The organism is Cupriavidus sp. USMAA2-4 (assembly GCF_001854305.1).
GTDB lineage: Bacteria > Pseudomonadota > Gammaproteobacteria > Burkholderiales > Burkholderiaceae > Cupriavidus > Cupriavidus malaysiensis.
In genome coordinates this window covers 1,709,287-1,721,696 of the sequence record NZ_CP017749.1, presented here as the reverse complement: position 1 = coordinate 1,721,696, position 12,410 = coordinate 1,709,287, and the positions used below count along the sequence as shown (strand labels likewise).

The following is a 12,410-nucleotide window of genomic DNA, read 5'->3' as shown; positions in this document are numbered from 1 at the left end:
GAGCCGCCGCGCCGCGCAGGAAGCCGGGCCAGCTTAGACGCGCGGCCGGCCTCGGCGGAACGAAGCATTCCGTGCTTGCTTATGCGCCGCCACAGGTGATGGATATGCGTATTGCTTCGTTCGGGATGCCGCCCGGCGGCACGGCCGAGGCGCGCGGGGATGCCGGCGCACCGCACGGGCACGCCTGCGGATCGCCTGCGCCTTCCCCGGCGATCCGGCGGCCCGGCCGCTGGCGCGCTGCGGCGCCACGGTGTCCCTGCGCATGTGACGCCGGCGTCCGGCGGCGCATGTCGATAGCCGTTTTTATTGGTTCGCTTTTGCCGGCCGCCCCCGCATAGTGGGCTCCTGATGGCTATAGACGGCAATGCCCCCCGGCGCCGCCGCCAACCAAGGAGACCCCCATGACGGCCGAACTTCTCGACAAGCCCTTGCACGCCGACCTCGAAGCGGCACGCCGCGCCGGCGCGGCCGCCGGCCTGCCCTATGCCGGCAGCGTCACGCCGCAACAGGCGTGGGCGCTGCACAGCGCCGGCGAGGCGGTGCTGGTGGACGTCCGCTCGGCGGAGGAACGCAAATTCGTCGGGCAGGTGCCCGGCACCCTGCACGTGGCCTGGGCCAGCGGCACCAGCCTGACGCGCAACCCGCGCTTCGTGCGCGAACTGGAAGCCAAGACCGGCAAGGAGGCCGCGATCGTGCTGCTGTGCCGCAGCGGCAAGCGCTCCGCGCTGGCCGCCGAGGCCGCGGCCAAGGCCGGCTTCACACAGGTCTTCAACGTGCTGGAAGGCTTCGAGGGCGACCTCGACGAGGCCGGCCAGCGCGGCACCCGCAACGGCTGGCGCTTCCACCGCCTGCCCTGGCTGCAGGACTGAGCCTGCCCGGCGGCGCCGGCTGGCGCGGCGGCCGCAGCGGTGGCGGCACCGCAGTAAACACTGCAGTAAGCACCGCAGCAGGCATCGCAGGAATCGACGCAAGGACCAACCAGACGGAGGAAGTGCTGTGACGGTGTTCGATGTGGCCAAGGTGGTCGACGACCTGCAGGATCTGCGCCAGCGCTGGCGCGAGGCGCAGCGGCGCTCGCTGGAACCCGGCGGGCGTGAGCTGCCGGCGCGCGAGACGCTGTCCCACATCATCGACACCCTGAAGGGGGTGCTGTTCCCGATGCGGCTGGGCCCGCCCGACCTGCGCCAGCAGACCGAGAACTTCTACGTCGGCCATGCGCTCGACGCCGCGCTGCACGGCCTGCTGGCGCAGGCCCGCCTGGAACTGCACCACAAGGCGCGCCACGACAACGCCGACCCGGCCGGCATCGAAGCGCGCGCGGTCGCGGCGGTGCACGCGTTCGCCGGCCGGCTGCCGGCCATCCGCGTGCTGCTCGACAGCGATGTGCTGGCCGCCTACCACGGCGACCCCGCCGCGGGCAGCGTGGACGAGGTACTGCTGTGCTATCCGGGCATCCTCGCCATGATCCACCACCGCATCGCGCACGAACTGTACGGGCTCGGGCTGCCGCTGCTGGCACGCATCCTGTCGGAGCTGGCGCATGCGGCCACCGGCATCGACATCCATCCCGGCGCCCGCATCGGCGCGGGCTTCTTCATCGACCATGGCACCGGCGTGGTGATCGGCGAGACCGCCGTGATCGGCGACCGCGTGCGGGTCTACCAGGCGGTGACGCTGGGTGCCAAGCGCTTCCCGCGCGACGCCGCCGGGCACCTGGAGAAGGGCTACCCGCGCCATCCCATCGTCGAGGACGATGTGGTCATCTATGCCGGCGCCACCATCCTCGGACGCGTCACGCTCGGCCGCGGCGCGGTGATCGGCGGCAATGTGTGGCTGACCGAGAACGTGCCGGCCGGCGCGCACGTGACGCAGGCGGTGTCGCGCCACGAAACTCGCCACGAAACGCGCCATGAAGCGCGGCACGGCAGCGGCGATGGCGCGGCCGCGCATACCCTCGGCAACGCGGCCGGAGCACTGGCGGGGCCCTCGCCATGAGTGCGCTGATCCGCGACTTCGGCGCCCGGGTGCGCCGCCTGCGCGAGACCCACGCGTGGTCGCAGGAACAGCTGGCCGAGCGCGCCGGGCTCAACCGCTCCTACGTGGGCGAGATCGAGCGCGGCACCGTGATCGCATCCATCGTCACCGCGGAGAAGCTGGCGCGCGCCCTGCACGTGCCCATCGCGACACTGCTGCCCGGCGCCGCGCTGCTGTCCTGAGCGCGGCGGCGCCCCCCTCCGCGAGCGCCCGCTTGATGGCTATAGCATGTTGAGCCGCCGCGGCGCGCTCCCGATAATCCGTTTCGTCATAAGCATCTGTGTTCTTCTTCTAAGCCACCGGAGTCTCCCATGTCGACACAAGTGAGCGGCCAGACGGCGCTCGGCGACAACGCCGCAAGGCAACTTGCCAATGCCACCAAGACCGTCCCGCAGCTTTCCACCATCACGCCGCGCTGGCTCACGCACCTGCTGCAGTGGGTCCCGGTGGAAGCCGGCATCTACCGCCTGAACCGCGTCAAGGATCCGGAAGCCGTGCAGGCCACCTGCACCGCGCGCGAGGACGAGGGCGTGCTGCCGACCACCTTCGTGCCCTACGAAGAGCAGCCGCGCGAGTACTTCCTCAACGCGGTCAGCACCGTGCTGGACGTGCACACCCGCATCTCCGACCTCTACAGCAGCCCGCACGACCAGATCAAGGAGCAGCTGCGGCTCACCATCGAGACCATCAAGGAGCTGCAGGAAAGCCAGCTCATCAACAATGCCGACTACGGCCTGCTGGCCAACGTCGACGACAGCCAGCGCATCTTCCCGCTCACCGGCGCGCCCACGCCCGACGACATGGACGAACTGCTGAGCAAGGTGTGGAAGGAGCCCGCCTTCTTCCTCACCCACCCGCTGGCGATCGCCGCCTTCGGCCGCGAATGCACGCGGCGCGGCGTGCCGCCGCCCACGGTCAGCCTGTTCGGCTCGCAGTTCATCACCTGGCGCGGCATCCCGCTGATCCCGTCCGACAAGGTGCCGGTGGCCGACGGCAAGACCAAGATCCTGCTGCTGCGCGTGGGCGACAAGCGCCAGGGCGTGGTCGGCCTGTACCAGCCCGGCGTGGCCGGCGAGCAGGGCCCGGGCCTGTCAGTGCGCTTCATGGGCATCAACAACCAGGCCATCGCGTCCTACCTGATCTCGCTGTACTGCTCGCTGGCGGTGCACTCGCCCGACGCGCTGGCCGTGCTCGATGACGTGGAGATCGGCAAGTACCATGACTATGCAGACACCTACCGGTAATGCCGCCGCGGGCGGCGCGCTGCCGGAGGTGCCGGCAGCCACGCTGCCGGCCGGCCTGCCCGACCCCGCCACGCTGGCACGGCTGGCGGCCGGGTTCTTCCGCGCGCTGCCCGGCCACGCCGCCGCGCCCGAAGTGAACGCCGGCAGCGGCGCGGTGGGCGGCCTGCCCTCGGCGCTGCCGGCGGCCGCGCCGCTGCTGTCCTCGCTCAGCAACCCGGCCCCCGCCGGCTCGCCGCTGGCCGGGCCGGGCGGCAGTGGCACCGGCGTGCCCGGCCTGCCGCCGCAGGACGCGCTGCAGGGCCGCGTGCCCGGCGCCAACCTGCTGCCGGGCGCCCCCACGCACGTGCTGTCGCTGGGCAACCGCGCCCCCGCGCTGGTGCCGCACGGCGCGGCGCAGAACGGCCTGCCCGACAACGTGGTGGCGATCGCGCCGGCGCTGGAGCCGCGTGCCGGCGGCACCGCGCTCGGCGTGCCCGAGGCCGACGGCCTGGGCGCCACCGCCGCGACGCCAGCCACGCCCTCGCCCTACTACTTCCTCGACCACGCCGCCCGCGGGCCTGCAACGACCGCGCCGGCCACCTTGCCGGGCACCACCGTCGACCCGCGCGCCTTCGGCCTGCCGGACGAGCACGCGCTGCGCGACCTGCTGCCGCTGCGGCGCTTCGAACCGTCCGCGGCGCCGGCCGCGGGCCACGGCCCGCACGCCCACTACGCGCTGGAAGAGGCACGCGCCGCCGCGCACCCGCGCGAAGCGCGGCGCGGCACACCGTTCGCGCCGGCGCGCCCGCCGTTCGACATCGAGGCCGTGCGGCGCGACTTCCCCATCCTGGCCGAACGCGTCAACGGCAAGCCGCTGGTGTGGTTCGACAACGCCGCCACCACGCACAAGCCGCAGGCGGTGATCGACCGCCTGGCCTACTTCTACGCGCACGAGAACTCCAACATCCACCGCGCGGCCCATGCGCTGGCCGGCCGCGCCACCGATGCCTACGAACACGCGCGTGAAACGGTGCGGGGCTTCATCGGCGCCGCCTCGCCCGAGGAGATCATCTTCGTGCGCGGCACCACCGAAGCGATCAACCTGATCGCCAACTCCTGGGGCGAGCAGAACATCGGCGCCGGCGACGAGATCATCGTCTCGCACCTGGAGCACCACGCCAACATCGTGCCGTGGCAACAGCTGGCCGCGCGCAAGGGCGCCGTGCTGCGCGTGATCCCGGTGGACGACAGCGGCCAGGTCCTGCTGGATGCGTACCGCAAGCTGCTCGGCCCGCGCACGCGGCTGGTATCGGTGACGCAGGTCTCGAACGCGCTCGGCACCGTGGTGCCGGTGGCGGAGATCGTGGAGCTGGCCCACCGCGCCGGCGCGCTGGCCCTGGTCGACGGCGCGCAGTCGATCTCGCACCTGCGGGTCGACGTGCAGGCGCTGGACGCCGACTTCTTCGTCTTCTCGGGCCACAAGATCTACGGCCCGACCGGCATCGGCGTGGTCTACGGCAAGCGCGCGGTCCTCGAAGGCATGCCGCCCTGGCAAGGCGGCGGCAACATGATCGCCGACGTCACCTTCGAGCGCACGGTGTTCCAGCCGCCGCCGGCGCGCTTCGAGGCCGGCACCGGCAACATCGCCGATGCAGTCGGCCTGGGCGCGGCGCTCGACTACGTGTCGCGTCTCGGCATCGAGCGCATCGCGCACTACGAGCACGAACTGCTGGCCTACGCCACCAGCGTGCTGGCCCCGGTGCCCGGCGTACGCCTGGTCGGCACCGCGCGCGACAAGGCCAGCGTGCTGTCCTTCGTGCTGCACGGCTACACCACCGAGGAGGTCGGCCGCGCGCTCAACGAAGACGGCATCGCGGTGCGCTCCGGCCACCACTGCGCCCAGCCGATCCTGCGCCGCTTCGGCCTGGAAGCCACGGTGCGGCCCTCGCTGGCGTTCTACAACACCTGCGACGAGGTCGACGCGATGGTGGCCACGGTCCGGCGGCTGGCGGGACGGCGCCGCTGAGGGAGAGGCCGCGAAGGCGGGCGCGGCGGCGCGGGCGGCTCCCCGGGGCAGGGCGCCGGCGCGCCGCGCGCGCCTGGCCACGCCGCCCCCCGGCGCACGACTCCATCGAGGGAACGGCCCGGCGGGGCCATGAGATGATGCGCTCCCCCCCCTCCCCCCCGGAAGTCAGGAAGCCAGACATGCAAGAGCAGGATCGCCAGGTGAGGGAGCCCGCCCACGGCAAGCCCGGTCAAGCGGTGACGGCCGGCTAAGACCACGTCGGGGCCGGCTTGGAGCCGGGTCCGGCCCCAGCCGGCGGCGGCCGCGCGGTCCGCCGCGGCGCCCCGTTCCGGCAAGGAATCGTGCAGGACGACTTCAGCCCGGAGCTCCGCGCGCCGTTATCCTTCGGATTGGTTCGATCTTGCGCCCTGCCGCCCGCCTTCCCCGGGGCGGCAGGCGCTTCCCGATGGATATCTCATGGATCACCCCGACCCCAGCCAGGGCCATGGCGCCGACGCGGAGGCACAGGCAGATTCCCTGCCGGCGGCCGGGCGGGAATCCGCCCTCGATCCGGCACGCATCAGCCTGGCGCTGCAGGACCTGGCCTGGCTGCAGTGCCGGGGCCAGCTGCTCGGGCGCGGCGGCGCGGCGATGTCGACCATCCTGCTCGGCGTCGATCCGGTGGCGCGGCTGTTTTTCTTCGAAGGCTGCCGCACGCCAGCCGAACAGGATTTCCTGCTGGCCTCGGGCGAGGTGCGGTTTTCCGCCCGGCTGCGCGACGTACCGATCGGCTTCCCGATCCTGAACCCGCGCACGGTGCGCTACCGGGGCGGGCTGGCCTGTGCCGCCGAATTCCCCACCCGGCTCGACTTCGACGAGCGCCGCGAGCAGCCGCGCGTGCAGATCGCGCCGGAGTACAACTTTTCCTGCACGCTGCCGGCGCGGGACGGGCGCGTGCAGCGGCTGGGCATCGACAACTTGTCGCAGACGGGCGTCGGCCTGCGCTCGAGCGCGGCGCAGCAGGACGTGCTGCCCACGGGTACCGTGGTGGAGCGCTGCGAACTGCACTTCGGCGTGCACGGCATGATGGAAGCAACATTGCAGGCCACCGGACACGGCATCATCCGGCGCCATGCGCTGGTCCAGCACCTGGTCGGCTGCCGCTTCCTCGCCCTGGACCCGGCGCAGCGGACCTTCCTGCAGCGCCTGGTCTACCGTTTCGAGACGGCCGGCCGCGAGATGTAGGCCTGCCGCACCGCGGGCCGGCGCCCGGCGGCCAATGCAGGGACTAGGTCGAGCCGCGCTCGACGACACGGAAACCGACATCCACCACCGCCGGCGCCACCGACTCTCTCCGGCAGCGCGCCAGCAGCAACTGCGCCGCCCGGGTGCCGATGCCGGCGCCGTCGACCTGCACCATGGTCAGCGACGGGCTCAGGTGCGCGATCCGGCCATCAGGCCCAAGCTGCTGGAGGCGGGCTTCGAGATCGTGGCCAACACGCCGGAGCAGTTCTCGGTCCTCCAGGCCGGTGAATTCGCGCGCTGGAAGAAGGTCATCGAGGTCGGCAAGATCTCGGCGGACTGAGCGCGCGGCGGCCGGGCGCGCCAACCTGTCCTCAGTCCCCGGCCAGCTCCGCCAGGTGGGATGCCAGGCCGCCACCGCCGCCGGCGGCATTGACGTGCTCGAAGTAGCCGTACCACCCCGACGCCTCGATACCCGCCAGCAAGGCATCCCGGGCCGCCGCGTCAGCACAGCGCCAGATGCCCAGGTAGCGATGGCCCGCGGCACGCTCGACCCCGGCATCGGCCCGGCCCAGAGACAGGATCTCGATCCCGAGCGCTCCAAGGCCTTGCATGCCCTGGGCGATGCCGGCCAGGAAGCGCTCGCGCTGTTCCGGTGCCAGCGTCCGCCACGCCGGCTTCGGCGTGTACAGCTCGACGAGATAGTGATGGCCGGATGTGGTCATGTCGTTCCCCTTGTTGCGGTTCCGCGGTTCCGCGGTTGCGTTGTTGCGTTGTTGCGTTGTTGCGTTGTTGCGCTGCTGCGCTGCTGAGTTGCTGGGCCGATTCACGGCATCCCTACTTCACGTTGCGCAAGGCACGCTTGCAGATGCGCGCGGTGGCCTGCGCCGGGCTCTGTGCCGACCACTGCTCGCACAGCGCACTGACCCAGCGCGGCTGGTCCTTGGCCGCGTCGTTGAGCCAGTTGGCCACCGAGTCCTGCACATAGCCTGACGGATCGGCCCGCAATGGCGACAACACCGGCAGGGCCATGGCGGGATCCTTCTTCAGCGGTGCCAGGTGCGCGCACCAGACACCGCGCGGACGCAGCGCCTCGCAGGCGAAGCGGCGCAGGCGCTCCGAGGGCAGCGAAGTCCATCCCGCCAGCCGCTCGATCGCGGCGGGCAGCGCCGCAGCCAGGTGAGGCCGCAGTGCCAGCCAGGCCCATTCGCGCACACCGAAGTGCGGATCGTCCGCCAGCTGACGGATCGCGTCCAGGCGCGCGTCCAGGTCCAGGCCGGGCTGCGCGCCGATCATGAAGCAGGACCAGCCCCGCACCGTGTCGGAGCCGTGCCGGGCGCAGGCGTCGATGCCGGCGCCTCCCAGTTCCGCCCACAGCAGGTCGGCGATGCAGCGCATGCGCTGCAGGATGCCCTGCCGGCACGCCATCCCGGCGGCCTCGTGCAAGAGCGGCGGCAGCGCCGGGAATACCGCGCCCAGCAAGCGCGCCTGGTCCACCGCCAGGCACTCCGCCAGCGTCGCGCTCTGCAACTCGCCGCGCGACAGGGCGGCAAGCACGTCGGGGGCGATATCGGCGGCGCGGCTCGCGCCCTTGCGGGTTGCCGCCGCGTTCGCCGCGTTCATGCGCCCCGCTCCGCCGTACGGGCGGCCAGGTCCGCTGCCACCTTGGCGAGCAGCGCCGAGAGCTGGTGCCGCTCCGGCTCGGACAGGCCGCCGAACAGGCCGGCGATCCAGCCGCCATGCTGCGCGAACACAGTCGCGGCCAGTTGCTTGCCCTTGCGCGTGAGCCGGACCTGCACGCCGCGACGGTCCTCGGCATCGGCCCGCCGCTCGACCAGGGCCTCGCGCTCCAGGCCATCGAGCAGGCCCGTGACCGTGGCGCGCGTCACGCCGGCCTGCTCGGCCAGCACCTTGGGCGCGATGCCCGCGCCGGCCGCGTCCAGCAGGAACAGCAGCACGAAGCGTCCTTCGGACAATCCATGCGGCGCCAGCATCGCCGCGCAATCGCGGTCGATCGCGGCGGCCAGCGACAGCGCCTGGAAACACAGGCGGATATTGTCCACGTCCGGCAGCCCACGGCGTTCCGCCTCGTCCAGCAAGGCCCGGTATTTTTGCTCAAGCTCAATCATAGTCGCCATATTATATGGTGCCTAATTACATGTCAAAGATCCGGCGCAGCTCAAGTACGACCTCGACCTGCAGGAAGCGGCAGCCTCGCATATCCGCGGCGAGGCGGCGGACGCCTGAGCCGGCACGCCGCGCCGGTCCGCTTCCCCAGGGAACTCCTGAACGGCAACCGCCAATCCGCGACAGTCTTGCGCGCACGTCCTGCCGATAATCGTCCCGCGATCGCATCCACGGCACGCCCCTTGCGCAGCCGGGCGCGATCCGCGCACAACGATATCGAGCATGGAGACCGCAATGCCCACCCCAATCCCCGACGCCGAACTGCGCGCCCGCCGTGAGCGCATCGTGCTGGACCACTTCGCCGACGAGGTCCGGCAGGATTTCGACGCGGTGCTGTCGACCTTCCCGCACCCGCGCTACGAACTGATCGCCACCGGGCACGTCTTCGACGGCCATGACGATGTCCGGCGCTACTACGCGCAGAGCCGCCAGGCCTTCCCCGACCAGCGCAGCGAGATCATCCAGCTGCGCCACGCCGACGATGCCGTGGTGGTGGAGTTCTGGCTGCTCGGCACGCACCGGGGCAACCTGAACGGGCTGCCGCCCACCGGCAACCCGTTCCGCTGCCGCATGACGGCCTTCTTCCTGTTCGACGGCGACAGGCTGGCCTGCGAGCGCATCTACTACGACAGCCTGTCCATGCTGCGGCAACTGCTGGCCGGCCTGCCGGCCGAGCGCAGGCACCAGGCCATCGAGGCCTTGCTGGGCGACGCCCGGGCGCCCGCGACGGCCACCGCCTGAGCGGCATGATCCCCACCGAAATCCGGAGACATCGACCATGACCCTGCCAGAAGCCACCACCCACCAGGATCGCCTGCTGACCCTCAATGTCGAGACGGCGCCGCGCCTGCCCACCGAAGTGCCGGGCGTGACCATCACGCCATTGTTCCTCGACCGCGAGAATGGCGTCTGGGTACTGTACGGCTGCTTCGCCCCCGGCACCGTGCTGCCGACGCATTTCCACACCGGTACCGTGCATTTCTACACGACCAAGGGACGGTGGAACTACGTGGAGTATCCCGGCGACCCGCAGACCGCCGGCAGCTACCTGTACGAGCCGGGCGGCTCGATCCACACCTTCTCGGTGCCGGCGGAGGCAAGCGAGGCGGCGGAGGGCATCATGGTCGTGCACGGCGCCAACATCAATTTCGTCGGCGGCGAATACCACAGCATCATGGACGCGGGCGCGATCGAAGCGGCGATCCTCGGCGCGGTGCAGGCCGGCATGATGCCGATGCCGCGCTATATCCGCCCCAGGGGCGGTGCGGAATTCTCGGTCGGCTGAGGCACCGGCCGGGATGCGAGCCCCGGCGCCGGCCCGACATCGAGCCAAGCCTCAGGCCAGGCGGCGCAAGGCCGCCTGGTCGAGCAGCGTGACACGCCCGTAGTCGAGCCGGAGCATCCCCTGCGCCTCCCATTCCTTGAGCTGGCGGTTCACGCTCTGCCGCGAGACGCCAAGCATCTGCCCCAGGTCTTCCTGCGACAGCCGCAGCGCCGCCGGCTCTTGCGGGACGCCCGTCGCGGACAGGTCGTGCGCATGCTTTGCCGCCAGCAGCCGGCGCGCCAGCCGCATGGGCAGCGGCAGCAGCATGGTCTCGTCGATCCACTCCAGTGCCCAGCGGTAGCGCCGGCAGACCAGGCGCATGAACTCCAGCAGGAAAGCCGGCCGCTCGTCGACGATCTCGTGGAAGGAAGTGGCCGGCACCATCAGCAGTTCGCTGTCGACCATCGCGCGCGCATCGTAGACACGCGGCGCATCGATGAAGAGCGACACCTCACCGAACCATTGGCCCGACTCCAGCATGCTGAGCACCGCCTCCTTGCCGCTGGCCGCGGTGACGCTGAAGCGGATCTGGCCCCGCTCCACGCAGAACAGCGCATCGGGCGACGAACCGTAGGTGAACAGCACGTCGCCCCGGGCCAGGCGCTTGCGGATGGCGTGCGCGCGCAGCAGGGCTTCCAGTTCCGGTGAGAGCAGTTCGGCAGGAGCACCTTCCGGCCTGGTGGTGGAGTGGTCTCGCATGGTGTCGGACGGCATCGCGCGACTTCGGGAAAACGACCGCTGCAATATACCAAGCCATCCCCGCGCCGCGGAATGGCCGGCGACGGCGAGAAGGGTATTCCCCCATCCGCGACTGCCAAAAGGCGACAGTGTCCCGCGCGCCCGCTGCCGACAATCGATGCGGGCGCGACAAGTCACACCGCTCGCCCGCGCCGATCGCCCGCAGCGATGGCATCCACCCGAGACAAGACCAGAACAGAACAGAACGGAGACATCCCCCAATGAGCCTCGCCACGCCAACAGGCGCACGCCTGCCCGCACCGGCCCATGCCGGCCCCACCGTGCCTGCCGTCCATGCCGCCCCGACGGGAGCGGCGCGATGAACGGGCGTACATCGATCCCGGCACGCGCGGGCGACGAGGCTGCGCTGTTCCACCGCATCGGCTGGCGGCTGCTGCCGGTGCTGTGCCTCTGCTATGTGTTCAACTACCTCGACCGCACCAACGTCGGCTATGCGCAGTTGCAGATGAAGGAACAGCTGGCCTTCAGCGATGCCGTGTTCGGCCTGGGCGCAAGCCTCTTCTTCGTCGGCTACGCGGTGTTCGAGGTACCGAGCAACCTGCTGCTGGCGCGCATCGGCGTGCGCGCGACGCTGCTGCGCATCCTGTGCCTGTGGGGCCTGGCCTCGGCGGCGATGATGTTCGTGCGCACGCCGACGCAGTTCTACGCACTGCGCTTCCTCATCGGCGTGTTCGAGGCCGGCTTCGCGCCGGGCGTGCTCTACTACCTGACGCTGTGGTTCCCGCGCCGCCGGCTGGCGCAAGCCACCGCGCTGTTCTTCATGGCGTTCAGCGTGGCGCCGATCCTGGCCGGTCCGATGGCCGGCGCGATCATGACCTACCTCGATGGCGCCGCCGGCCTGCGCGGCTGGCAATGGCTCTATCTGCTGGAGGGCATCCCCTGCGTGCTGCTGGGCATCGTGGCCTTCCGCACGCTGCCGGACCGGCCCGCCGAGGCCGCCTGGCTGCACGAGGCCGACAAGGCAAGGCTGCAGGCACTGCTGCGCGCGGACTCGCCCGCGCCGCCGGCCGATCCCCACAGCGGCCTCGGCGCCGCCATGCGCGATGCGCGCGTCTGGGTACTGGGCTTCGTCTCCTTCCTGCTGATCCTCGGCATCTACGCGCTCGCCTTCTGGCAACCGACCATGCTCAAGGGCATGGGGCTGACGGTGATGCAGGTCGGCCTCTACGCCATCGTGCCCGCCACTACCGGCGTGATCGCCTCGCTCCTCGTCGGCCGGCACTCGGACCGCACCGGCGAGCGCCGCTGGCACTTCGCCGCGGGCGCCCTCGCCGGTGCGGCCGGCCTGATGCTGACCACGCGCTTCCAGCACGATGCCTTGCCGGCGATCCTGTGCCTCGCGCTGGCCGCGGCCGGCACTTCCAGCGCGTTCACGGTGCTGTGGTCCATGCCGGGCAGCCTGCTGTCGGGACGCAGCGCGGCCGCCGGCATCGCCATCGTCAGCACGGTCGGCGGCAGCGCGGGCATGGTGGCGCCGGTGGCGGTCGGCGCCATCAAGGCGGCCACCGGCGGCTTCACGTTGAGCCTGCTGTTGCTCAGTTCGGCCCTGGTGCTTGCCGCGCTGATCTTCGTACTGTATTTCCGCCCCGGCCGGCCGGCGATGAGCGGGCCTCGCCGGGCGGAAACGGCCTGATCA

Annotated in this window: 15 protein-coding genes; 10 read left to right on the top strand and 5 right to left on the bottom strand. The window is 71.2% G+C overall.

Annotated features, from left to right (window positions below; translation table 11 throughout):
* Positions 1-401 precede the first annotated feature (401 nt).
* From BKK79_RS27790 to BKK79_RS27765, 6 genes are all read left to right on the top strand, one after another.
* The gene (locus tag BKK79_RS27790; protein WP_071016892.1) at positions 402-869 is read left to right on the top strand and encodes a rhodanese-like domain-containing protein; all 468 of its coding nucleotides are present in this window, start codon (positions 402-404) and stop codon (positions 867-869) included.
* Between the two features lie 127 nt (positions 870-996).
* Positions 997-1,995, top strand: a complete 999-nt coding sequence (gene epsC / locus BKK79_RS27785) for a serine O-acetyltransferase EpsC (RefSeq protein ID WP_084085239.1) — start codon at positions 997-999, stop codon at positions 1,993-1,995.
* Positions 1,992-2,216, top strand: a complete 225-nt coding sequence (locus BKK79_RS27780) for a helix-turn-helix domain-containing protein (protein ID WP_071016894.1) — start codon at positions 1,992-1,994, stop codon at positions 2,214-2,216. The genes epsC and BKK79_RS27780 overlap by 4 nt, the downstream gene beginning before the upstream one ends.
* 129 nt (positions 2,217-2,345) lie before the next feature.
* Entirely contained in the window at positions 2,346-3,278 is a 933-nt protein-coding gene (locus tag BKK79_RS27775) for a family 2A encapsulin nanocompartment shell protein (protein ID WP_071016896.1), read from the top strand.
* Positions 3,253-5,283: a family 2A encapsulin nanocompartment cargo protein cysteine desulfurase gene (locus tag BKK79_RS27770; RefSeq protein ID WP_071039422.1), complete on the top strand. Its 2,031-nt coding sequence runs from the start codon at positions 3,253-3,255 to the stop codon at positions 5,281-5,283. Before BKK79_RS27775 ends, BKK79_RS27770 begins: the two co-directional genes overlap by 26 nt.
* A 456-nt stretch (positions 5,284-5,739) precedes the next feature.
* A complete protein-coding gene (locus BKK79_RS27765) occupies positions 5,740-6,507 on the top strand; it encodes a flagellar brake protein (RefSeq protein ID WP_071016899.1) in 768 nt (255 codons plus the stop codon).
* Positions 6,508-6,550: 43 nt separating this feature from the next.
* Here the strand turns inward: BKK79_RS27765 and BKK79_RS41705 are convergent, their stop codons facing one another.
* Positions 6,551-6,682 (bottom strand): hypothetical protein, encoded by a 132-nt coding sequence (locus BKK79_RS41705; RefSeq protein ID WP_232346470.1) that lies wholly within the window; start codon positions 6,680-6,682, stop codon positions 6,551-6,553.
* Between the two features lie 18 nt (positions 6,683-6,700).
* Between BKK79_RS41705 and BKK79_RS41700 the strand changes: the two genes are divergently transcribed.
* Positions 6,701-6,847, top strand: a complete 147-nt coding sequence (locus BKK79_RS41700; RefSeq protein WP_335582944.1) for a hypothetical protein — start codon at positions 6,701-6,703, stop codon at positions 6,845-6,847.
* Positions 6,848-6,878: 31 nt separating this feature from the next.
* Here BKK79_RS41700 and BKK79_RS27760 read toward each other — a convergent pair whose 3' ends face one another.
* The 3 genes from BKK79_RS27760 to BKK79_RS27750 all read right to left on the bottom strand — a co-directional run bounded on the left by BKK79_RS27760 (position 6,879) and on the right by BKK79_RS27750 (position 8,630).
* Complete coding sequence (locus tag BKK79_RS27760) at positions 6,879-7,229, bottom strand: DUF6616 family protein (RefSeq protein WP_071016901.1); 351 nt, start codon at positions 7,227-7,229, stop codon at positions 6,879-6,881.
* Between the two features lie 112 nt (positions 7,230-7,341).
* The gene (locus tag BKK79_RS27755) at positions 7,342-8,127 is read right to left on the bottom strand and encodes a DNA alkylation repair protein (RefSeq protein WP_071039421.1); all 786 of its coding nucleotides are present in this window, start codon (positions 8,125-8,127) and stop codon (positions 7,342-7,344) included.
* Complete coding sequence (locus tag BKK79_RS27750; protein WP_071021858.1) at positions 8,124-8,630, bottom strand: MarR family winged helix-turn-helix transcriptional regulator; 507 nt, start codon at positions 8,628-8,630, stop codon at positions 8,124-8,126. Before BKK79_RS27750 ends, BKK79_RS27755 begins: the two co-directional genes overlap by 4 nt.
* A 295-nt stretch (positions 8,631-8,925) precedes the next feature.
* Between BKK79_RS27750 and BKK79_RS27745 the strand changes: the two genes are divergently transcribed.
* Both BKK79_RS27745 and BKK79_RS27740 read left to right on the top strand, forming a co-directional pair.
* Entirely contained in the window at positions 8,926-9,432 is a 507-nt protein-coding gene (locus BKK79_RS27745) for an ester cyclase (RefSeq protein WP_071039420.1), read from the top strand.
* A 37-nt stretch (positions 9,433-9,469) separates the two neighbouring features.
* On the top strand, positions 9,470-9,976 hold the full coding sequence (locus BKK79_RS27740; RefSeq protein ID WP_071039419.1) for a 2,4'-dihydroxyacetophenone dioxygenase family protein: 507 nt from the start codon (positions 9,470-9,472) through the stop codon (positions 9,974-9,976).
* 51 nt (positions 9,977-10,027) lie between these two features.
* Here BKK79_RS27740 and BKK79_RS27735 read toward each other — a convergent pair whose 3' ends face one another.
* Entirely contained in the window at positions 10,028-10,729 is a 702-nt protein-coding gene (locus tag BKK79_RS27735; protein WP_084085236.1) for a Crp/Fnr family transcriptional regulator, read from the bottom strand.
* A gap of 343 nt (positions 10,730-11,072) precedes the next feature.
* Here BKK79_RS27735 and BKK79_RS27730 point away from each other — a divergent pair, with 343 nt between their 5' ends.
* Positions 11,073-12,407 carry an MFS transporter gene (locus tag BKK79_RS27730; protein ID WP_071016908.1) on the top strand — a complete coding sequence of 445 codons (1,335 nt, stop codon included), beginning with the start codon at positions 11,073-11,075 and terminating at the stop codon, positions 12,405-12,407.
* Positions 12,408-12,410: the final 3 nt, after the last annotated feature.

Excerpts from the sequence above, each read along its gene's own strand:
- BKK79_RS27790 (WP_071016892.1), top strand. The coding sequence starts at position 402 with ATGACGGCCGAACTTCTCGACAAGCCCTTGCACGCCGACCTCGAAGCG.
- BKK79_RS27780 (WP_071016894.1), top strand. The coding sequence starts at position 1,992 with ATGAGTGCGCTGATCCGCGACTTCGGCGCCCGGGTGCGCCGCCTGCGC.
- BKK79_RS27775 (WP_071016896.1), top strand. The coding sequence starts at position 2,346 with ATGTCGACACAAGTGAGCGGCCAGACGGCGCTCGGCGACAACGCCGCA.
- BKK79_RS27770 (WP_071039422.1), top strand. The coding sequence starts at position 3,253 with ATGACTATGCAGACACCTACCGGTAATGCCGCCGCGGGCGGCGCGCTG.
- BKK79_RS27765 (WP_071016899.1), top strand. The coding sequence starts at position 5,740 with ATGGATCACCCCGACCCCAGCCAGGGCCATGGCGCCGACGCGGAGGCA.
- BKK79_RS41705 (WP_232346470.1), bottom strand. The coding sequence starts at position 6,682 with ATGGTGCAGGTCGACGGCGCCGGCATCGGCACCCGGGCGGCGCAGTTG.
- BKK79_RS27760 (WP_071016901.1), bottom strand. The coding sequence starts at position 7,229 with ATGACCACATCCGGCCATCACTATCTCGTCGAGCTGTACACGCCGAAG.
- BKK79_RS27755 (WP_071039421.1), bottom strand. The coding sequence starts at position 8,127 with ATGAACGCGGCGAACGCGGCGGCAACCCGCAAGGGCGCGAGCCGCGCC.
- BKK79_RS27745 (WP_071039420.1), top strand. The coding sequence starts at position 8,926 with ATGCCCACCCCAATCCCCGACGCCGAACTGCGCGCCCGCCGTGAGCGC.
- BKK79_RS27740 (WP_071039419.1), top strand. The coding sequence starts at position 9,470 with ATGACCCTGCCAGAAGCCACCACCCACCAGGATCGCCTGCTGACCCTC.
- BKK79_RS27735 (WP_084085236.1), bottom strand. The coding sequence starts at position 10,729 with ATGCCGTCCGACACCATGCGAGACCACTCCACCACCAGGCCGGAAGGT.
- BKK79_RS27730 (WP_071016908.1), top strand. The coding sequence starts at position 11,073 with ATGAACGGGCGTACATCGATCCCGGCACGCGCGGGCGACGAGGCTGCG.